Origin of the sequence: Kitasatospora putterlickiae, assembly GCF_039527695.1 — a bacterium.
GTDB lineage: Bacteria > Actinomycetota > Actinomycetes > Streptomycetales > Streptomycetaceae > Kitasatospora > Kitasatospora putterlickiae.
On the sequence record NZ_BAAAKJ010000175.1, the window covers coordinates 2,582 to 8,608 of the forward strand.

The window sequence follows — 6,027 nt, forward strand, 5'->3', positions numbered from 1 at the left end:
GCCGTGGTGCTGACCGGGCTCGGTGTCACCAGTCTGTCGATGGGCGCGGCGTCGATCCCCTACGTGCGGACCGCGCTCGCCAAGTACACCCTGGCGCAGTGCCGCCGGGCCGCCGAGGCGGCGCGGGCGGCGGACAGTGCCGATGAGGCGCGGGCCGCGGCGCAGCAGGTGCTGTCGGGCGAGTAGCCGCCGGACCGCGTGCGCGGAACGTCAGGAGGGGCCCTTCCACTGTGGCTGTGGAAGGGCCCCTCCGGCGTGTCCGGGCGGACCGGCCCCGCGCTACTCGGCGGCGGCGGCGCGGTCGCGGCGGAGCTGCTCGAACCAGCGGAGGTGGTCGAGGTTGTCGACGGAGCCGGGATTGACGGCCTGCTCAAGCGGGGTGCCGGAGAGCAGGCGCTTCACCGGCACCTCGATGCGCTTGCCGGTCAGGGTGTGCGGCAGGCCGCGGACGGCGATGACCTCGTCGGGGACGTGGCGCGGGGAGAGTTCGGTGCGCAGCGAGGTGCGGATGCGGCCGATGAGGTCGTCGTCGAGTTCGGCGCCGGGGGTGAGGACGACGAAGAGCGGCATCCAGTAGCCGCCGTCGGGCTCCTCCAGGCCGATGACGAGGGATTCGGCGATCTCGGGGAGGCGTTCGACGACCTCGTAGATGTCCGAGGAGCCCATCCGCACGCCCTGGCGGTTGAGGGTGGAGTCGGAGCGGCCGTGGATGACGACGGTGCCGCGTGAGGTGACGGTGATCCAGTCGCCGTGGCGCCAGACGCCGGGGTAGGTGTCGAAGTAGCTGTCGTGGTAGCGGGTGCCCTCGGGGTCGTTCCAGAAGCCGGTGGGCATGGACGGGATCGGCCTGGTGACGACGAGTTCGCCGACCCCGTCGGTGAGCGGGCGGCCGTTGACGTCCCAGGACTCGACGGCGGCGCCGAGGCAGGGGGCCTGGATCTCGCCGAGGTGGACGGGGAGGGTGGGGACGCCGCCGACGAAGCAGGAGCAGACGTCGGTGCCGCCGCTGACGGAGGCGAGCCAGACGTCCTCCTTGACCTCGTCGTAGATCCAGCGGAAGCCGTCGGGCGGCAGCGGGGAGCCGGTGGTGCCGATGCAGCGGACGGCGGAGAGGTCGAGGTCGCGGCCGGGGTGCAGGTCGGCCTTGCGGCTGGCGATGACGTAGGCGGCGGAGGTGCCGAGCACGGTGGCGCCGGTGCGGGCGGCGACGGACCAGAGGGCGCCGGTGTCGGGGTGGCCGGGGCTGCCGTCGTAGGTGACGATCGTGGATCCGGTGAGGAGGCCGGCGAGGAGGAAGTTCCACATCATCCAGCCGGTGGAGGTGTACCAGAGGAAGCGGTCGTCGGGGCCGAGGTCGAGGTGGAGGCCGGCCTGCTTGAGGTGCTCGACGAGGATGCCGCCCTGGCTCTGCACGATGGCCTTGGGCAGGCCGGTGGTGCCGGAGGAGTAGAGGACCCAGAGCGGGTGGTCGAAGGGGACCTGCTCGAAGACCGGTGCGGTGTCGGCGGCGACCAGGTCGTCCCAGGTCAGGGCTCCCTCGGGGGCGGGGGCGCCGAGCAGGGGGACGTGCACGACGGTGCGCAGCGTGGGGAGTTCGCGGCGGAGTTCGGCGACGACCTCGGTGCGGTCGTGGTCCTTGCCGCCGTAGTGGTAGCCGTCGACGGCGAAGAGGACGACGGGCTCGATCTGCTGGAGGCGGTCGAGGACGCTGCGGGCGCCGAAGTCGGGGGCGCAGCTGGTCCAGACGGCGCCGACGGCGGCGGTGGCGAAGAGGGCGACGGCGGCCTGCGGGATGTTGGGCAGGTAGGCGCCGACCCGGTCGCCGGGGCGCACGCCCTGGTCGCGGAGGGCGGCGGCGAGGGAGCCGACCTGACGGCGGAGTTCGGCCCAGGTGAGGACGACGGGCGCGTCGGTGGTCTCGTCGAGGTGGAGGATCGCGGGGCGGTCGGCGTTGGCGGCGGTCTCGCCCGCGCGCAGGGCGTGCTCGGCGTAGTTGAGGCGGGCACCGGGGAACCAGCGGGCGCCGGGCATCGCGGGGTCGGCGAGGACGGCGTCGGGGGCCTCGGTGAAGCGGACGTCGAACCACTGGGTGACGGCGGTCCAGAAGCGGTCGAGGTCCTCGACCGACCAGGCGTGCAGGGCGGCGTAGCGGGCGGCGGCCTGGTCGTCGTCGGTGGTGGGGGCGAGCGGGGCGGCCGGGGCGCCGTGGTGCTCGGCGGCCCAGGCCTGGAAGGCCACGATCCCGGTGCCGGCGGCACGAGCGGGGTCGGGGCGCCAGAGCGGCTGGTCCTGGGGTGGGGTGCTCACGGTGGTGGTCTCCCGGCCGGTGATGAGGGCGGACGGGGGTGCGTCGTGGCAGGGCCCGCGTCCGGTTGGGGGCTGTCGGTGCAGACCCTGCCATGTGATCGGCCGGTGCGCCAGGGTCTGCCCGGCCGGTCCGGCCGTGACCGGGTTGCCTGGTCAGAGGCGGGTGAACTCGCCGTTGAACCAGGAGCGGGAGACGCGGGTGTGGAAGGGGAAGGCGAGCGGGGTCTCGGGGGTGCCCAGTTGCCAGCCGTCGGTCTCCTCGGTGGGGACGGAGGGCGGGAGTTCGGCGAGCGGGCGGGCGGGAAGCAGGCCGAAGAGGCAGAGGAAGCCGCCGTGGGTGTCGGAGTCGGTGGCGACCAGGGTGATGTCCGAGGCGTCGGCGAGGATGCCGGTCTCCTCGCGCAGTTCGCGCACGCAGGCCTGCTGCCAGCTCTCGCCGTAGTCGATGTAGCCGCCGGGGAGGGCGAGTTCGCCGTAGCCGGGTTCGATGGTGCGGCGGATCACCACGAGGCCGGGGTCGGTGCCGGCGGCCGCGGTGATCGGGAGGAGGGTGACGACGACGGGCAGCGGGTTGCGGTAGCTGATCTCGGTGCAGCGGGGGCAGGTCCGGGGCCAGGCGGCGGTGCCGGCCGGGTAGGGGGCTCCGCAGAAGTGGCAGTGGGAGTTGGCTTGGTGGCGCGCCGTTCCGGCCTCGAAAGTCGTCATGGCCGGATGGTAGTGCGGGTGGGCGGGGCCGGGGTGGGGGTCGCGGGATCCGGTGGTGGATCGCTGCGGGTGGGGCGGAGCAGGGCCGGGTGGAGGAGGCGGGCGTCGCCGGCGTGGTAGGTGCGGGCGCGGGGGCGGCCGCGGGCGCCGCCGCGGTCGGTGGTGGTGCCGGTGCCCTCGACGAAGCCGGGGACGGAGAGCACCTTGCGGTGGAAGTTGCCGGGGTGGAGCTTCTCGTCCCAGACGGCCTCGTAGACGGCGCGCAGCTCGGGGATGGTGAAGTCGTGGTGGAGGAAGGCCGTGGCCAGCGGGCTGTACTCGATCTTGGCGCGGGCGCGGTCCAGGCCGTCGGTGAGTATCCGGGCGTGGTCGAAGGCGAGCTCGATGGGTGTGAGGTCCCCGGGGTCGTCGGGCCCGGTGGTCTCGGACGGCTCGGTGGTGTGGGACGGCTCGGTGGAGCCGGTACGCCCGTCGACGCCACCCCCGTGGGTGTCGGCGGGCGCACCGGCGGTCTCGGACCGGCCGGCGGGCCGGAGGTCGAGGGCGGTGACGGGGTGCCAGGCGGCGCGGGCCGCGTCGGTGCCGGCCTGTGGGTCGGGCAGGTCCGGGGCGAAGGCGAGGTAGGCGACGGAGACCACGTGCATGCGCGGGTCGCGGTCGGGTGTGCCGTAGCTGCCGAGCTGTTCGAGGTGGATCCGGCTGAGGGCGGCCTCGGCCTCGACGGTGCCGTGCAGGCCGGTCTCCTCGGCGAACTCGCGGGCGGCGGCCTCGTCGAGGCTCTCCTCGCCGGCCCGCAGGAATCCGCCGGGCAGCGCCCAGCGGCCCTGGTAGGGCGGGAGGGCGCGCTCGACGAGCAGGACGTGCAGGCGTCCGTGGCGCAGGGTGAGGGCGACGACGTCGACCGTGACGGCGACCGGGGTGTAGGCGCGCGGGTCGTAGGAGGCGAGCCAGTCCTGTTCGGTGGTGTCCATGGGCGCGCTCCACTTCTTCCGTCTTCCGGTGCCTTGAGGCCGTCGTCCTTCTCGGACTGAGCACAACGTAGCGACCCTTTGACTCTGCGGCAAATGATTTTCCGGCCGCTCCCCCGCCCCCGGCTTCTAGGCTGTGACCAGGAGGTTCACCCCGAGGAGGCCGTGATGGACGCACCTGGTGCGCCGGGCTTCGCCGCCGCGCTGGCGGCCGGGCCGCTGGTGCTCGACGGCGGGCTCTCCAACCAGCTGGCGGCGGGCGGGTTCGACCTGGCGGACGGGCTGTGGTCCGCGCGGCTCCTGGTGGACGCGCCGGAGGCCGTGCTGGCGGCGCACCGGGCGTACTTCGCGGCGGGCGCTCGGGTCGCGATCTCGGCCAGCTACCAGGCGGGCTTCGCCGGCTTCGCGCGGCGCGGGATCGGCCGGGACGGGGCGGCACGGCTGCTGGCGCTCAGCGTGGAGCTGGCGCGGGAGGCGGCGCGCGGGCTGCCGGGGCCGCGCCGGTGGGTGGCGGCGTCGGTGGGGCCGTACGGGGCGGTGCTGGCGGACGGGTCGGAGTACCGGGGCCGGTACGGGCTGACGGCGGCCGAACTGGAGGCGTTCCACCGGCCCCGGCTGGAGGCGCTGGCGGCGGCGGCCCCGGACGTGCTGGCGCTGGAGACGGTGCCGGACGTCGAGGAGGCGCGGGTGCTGCTGCGGGCGGTGCGGGGGCTGGGGGTGCCGGCCTGGCTGTCGTTCGGCGCGGCGGGCGGGCTGACCCGGGCCGGGCAGCCGCTGGCGGAGGCGTTCGCGCTGGCGGCGGAGGCGGACGAGGTGGTGGCGGTGGGGGTGAACTGCTGCACGCCGGAGGAGGCGGACCGGGCGGTCGGCCTGGCGGCGCGGGTGTCCGGCAAGCCGGTGGTGGTGTACCCCAACAGCGGCGAGGGCTGGGACGCGGCGGCCGGGGCGTGGTGCGGCGAGCCGACCTTCGAGGGCCGGAGGGTGGCCGGCTGGCTGGCGGACGGGGCGCGGCTGGTGGGCGGCTGCTGCCGGGTCGGGCCGGAGGGGATCCGCGCGGTGGCGGCGGAGGTGGCCGCCCGGGTGGCGACGGCGGACGCGGCGTCAAGCGGGGCGGCCGACCGGTCCGGCTGACCCTCCGGAACCGGGCGGGCGGACCGTGCGGAGGCGCACGGCCGGCCGGGCGGGGTTACCGAGGGGGAAGGTGCACGGAACGGGGACGGCCTGGCAGACTCGTGCCGTCACCACTGCGGTCGACATTGTCGACCGCCTGTCAGCGCGGAGGTTCCCATGCCCGGCCCGATCCAGTCGCTCTCCCGGGCCGCCGCGATCATGCGCCTGCTCGCCGGCGGCGAGCGCCGCCTGGGCCTGTCGGACGTCGCGACGGCGCTGGGCCTGGCCAAGGGCACCGCGCACGGCATCCTGCGCACCCTCCAGCAGGAGGGCTTCGTGGAGCAGGACCCGGAGAGCGGCAAGTACCAGCTGGGCGCCGAGCTGCTGCGGCTCGGCCAGAGCTACCTGGACGTCCACGAGCTGCGGGCGCGGGCCCTGGTGTGGGCCGACGACCTGGCCAGGGCGGCCGGGGAGACCGTCTACCTGGGGGTGCTGCACCAGCGCGGGGTGCTCATCGTGCACCACGTCTTCCGGCCGGACGACACCCGGCAGGTGCTGGAGGTCGGCTCGATGCAGCCGCTGCACTCGACGGCGCTGGGCAAGGTGCTGCTGGCCTACGACCCGGTGGCGCGCGGAGAGCTGGGCGAGGGCCCGTTCGAGCCGTACACCGCGCGGACGCTGACCGAGGCGGCGGACGTGGACGCCGAGGCGGCGCTGACCCGTGAGCGCGGCTGGGCGGACTCGGTGGAGGAGACCTGGGAGGGCGTGGCCTCGATCGGCGCCCTGATCCAGGACCGGCGGCGCAACCCGGTGGGCGCGGTCTGCGTCAGCGGCGCGGTCGAGCGGGTCTGCGAGGACGGGTTCGTGAAGCCCTCGCTGGTCGCGTCGGTGCGCAGCGCGGCGCGCGCGATCTCCCGGGACCTGGGCGCCGGGCGGT

At 75.2% G+C, this 6,027-nt stretch carries 5 protein-coding genes and 1 pseudogene; 3 read left to right on the forward strand and 3 right to left on the reverse strand.

Translation table 11 applies throughout. From position 1 onward, the window contains the following. A pseudogene (locus ABD308_RS17630) lies at positions 1 to 186 on the forward strand (phosphoenolpyruvate--protein phosphotransferase); the annotation flags it as partial. A 93-nt stretch (positions 187 to 279) separates the two neighbouring features. Here ABD308_RS17630 and ABD308_RS17635 read toward each other — a convergent pair. From ABD308_RS17635 to ABD308_RS17645, 3 genes are all read right to left on the reverse strand, one after another. After that, on the reverse strand, positions 280 to 2,307 hold the full coding sequence (locus tag ABD308_RS17635) for an acetoacetate--CoA ligase (protein WP_344335436.1): 2,028 nt from the start codon (positions 2,305 to 2,307) through the stop codon (positions 280 to 282). A gap of 153 nt (positions 2,308 to 2,460) precedes the next feature. Then, the gene (locus ABD308_RS17640; RefSeq protein ID WP_344335438.1) at positions 2,461 to 3,012 is read right to left on the reverse strand and encodes an NUDIX domain-containing protein; all 552 of its coding nucleotides are present in this window, start codon (positions 3,010 to 3,012) and stop codon (positions 2,461 to 2,463) included. Further along, positions 3,009 to 3,983 carry an NUDIX hydrolase gene (locus tag ABD308_RS17645; RefSeq protein WP_344335441.1) on the reverse strand — a complete coding sequence of 325 codons (975 nt, stop codon included), beginning with the start codon at positions 3,981 to 3,983 and terminating at the stop codon, positions 3,009 to 3,011. Before ABD308_RS17645 ends, ABD308_RS17640 begins: the two co-directional genes overlap by 4 nt. 165 nt (positions 3,984 to 4,148) lie before the next feature. Here ABD308_RS17645 and mmuM point away from each other — a divergent pair, with 165 nt between their 5' ends. Together mmuM and ABD308_RS17655 are read left to right on the forward strand one after the other, a co-directional pair. Next, complete coding sequence (gene mmuM / locus ABD308_RS17650) at positions 4,149 to 5,111, forward strand: homocysteine S-methyltransferase (RefSeq protein WP_344335444.1); 963 nt, start codon at positions 4,149 to 4,151, stop codon at positions 5,109 to 5,111. A gap of 156 nt (positions 5,112 to 5,267) precedes the next feature. After that, on the forward strand, positions 5,268 to 6,027 hold a 760-nt coding region (locus ABD308_RS17655), incomplete at its 3' end, for an IclR family transcriptional regulator (RefSeq protein WP_344335446.1).